At 71.1% G+C, this 1,631-nt stretch carries 1 protein-coding gene; it reads left to right on the top strand.

Annotation, left to right across the window (positions count from 1 at the left end; all coding sequences use genetic code 11):
* Positions 1 to 30: 30 nt before the first annotated feature.
* Positions 31 to 1,631, top strand: a 1,601-nt coding sequence (locus tag ABD901_RS58510; protein WP_345145038.1) for a condensation domain-containing protein, incomplete at its 3' end; no start/stop codon positions are given.

Here is a 1,631-nt window from a genome sequence, read left to right as displayed (position 1 = left end):
CCGGGTGTGGTGGCGCCGGTGGTGGTGCCGGTGGATCGGGGTGTGCGGTTGCCGTTGTCGTTTGCGCAGCAGCGGTTGTGGTTCCTGGCGCAGCTGGAGCCCGACTCGATCGAGTACAACATGCCGATGCCGATCCCGCTGGACGGCGACCTCGACGTCGACGCCCTGGCGGCGGCGCTGGGCGGCCTGACGGCGCGGCACGAGGTGCTGCGGACGCGGCTGGTGGCCGGCGAGGACGGCGTGCCCTATCAGGTGATCGACCCGCCGTTGCCGTTCGTACTTCCGGTCGTCGACGTGTCCGCGGAGCCGGACCCCGCGGCGGCGGCGGAGGCGTGGCTGGCCGCGGATGCGGCGGTGCCGTTCGACCTCGCGACGGGGCCGCTGCTGCGGGCGACGCTGGTGCGGGTGGCGGCCGACGAGCACGTGCTCGCGTTGGCGATGCATCACGTGGTCGGCGACGAGTGGTCGAGCGGGATTCTCCGCGACGAACTGGCCGCGTTGTATGCGGGTGCGGAGCTGCCGGCGTTGCCGGTGCAGTACGCCGACTTCGCGGTGTGGCAGCGGCAATGGCTTTCGGGCGAGGTGCTCGAGGGCCAGCTCGGCTTCTGGCGGGAGACGCTGGCGGGTGCGCCGGTGCTGGAGCTGCCGACCGATCGGCCGCGTCCGCCGGTGCGCTCGACCGAGGGCGCCGCGCTCGAGTTCGCCATCCCGGCCGACGTGGCGGATGGCCTGCGGGCGGTCGCCCGCGAAGCCGGCGTGTCGATGTTCATGACGTTGCTGGGCGCGTTCACGACGCTCCTGCACCGGTACTCCGGCCAGGACGACATCGTGGTGGGCACGCCGATCGCCAACCGGAACCGGGCCGAGATCGAGGGCCTGATCGGCTTCTTCGTCAACACCCTGGTCCTGCGCACCGACCTGTCCGGCGACCCGACGTTCGCCGAGCTGTTGGGCCGGGTCCGGTCGCGGACGCTGGCCGCGTACGCCCACCAGGACCTCCCGTTCGAGCAGCTCGTCGACGAGCTCGGCGTGGACCGCGACCGTTCCCGCACGCCGCTGTTCCAGGTGCTGTTCAACTACGTGTCCGGCGACGGCGGAGACACCGGCCTGCAGGGGGTGTCGGAGCCACTGCCGATGCCGGTCAAGTTCGACCTGTCGGTGTCGTTTGGCACGGCCGGCTCGGGCCTGGTCGGTTCGGTGCAGTACAGCACGGTCTTGTTCGATGCAGAGCGGATGGTCCGCCTGGTCGGGCACTTCATGGAGCTGTTGTCCGCGATCGTGACGGCGCCGGATCGGCGGCTGTCGTCGGTGCCGGTCTTGACCGATGTCGAGCGCCGCGAGTTGCAGGTTTGGAATGCCTCGGCCGCGCCGGTGCCGGCGGTGGGTGCGGTGCATGAGCTGATTGCCGAGCGGGTGGCGGCTGACCCGGCGGCGGTGGCGGTGCGCTGCGGCGATGCGGCGCTGACCTATGGCGAGTTGTGGCAGCGTTCGGAGCAATTGGCGCGGCAGCTGTGTGGCCTTGGCGTGGGTCCGGAGTCGGTGGTCGGTCTGTGTCTGGACCGCGGCGTGGAGTTCGTGGTCGCGGTCCTTGCTGTGTGGCGTGCCGGTGGTGCGTATCTGCCGATGGATCC

The sequence above is a fragment of the Dactylosporangium darangshiense genome (assembly GCF_039537565.1).
Taxonomy (GTDB): Bacteria; Actinomycetota; Actinomycetes; order Mycobacteriales; family Micromonosporaceae; genus Dactylosporangium; species Dactylosporangium darangshiense.
Note: the sequence above shows the minus strand (reverse complement) of the source record. Positions and strands in the feature narration are given on the sequence as shown.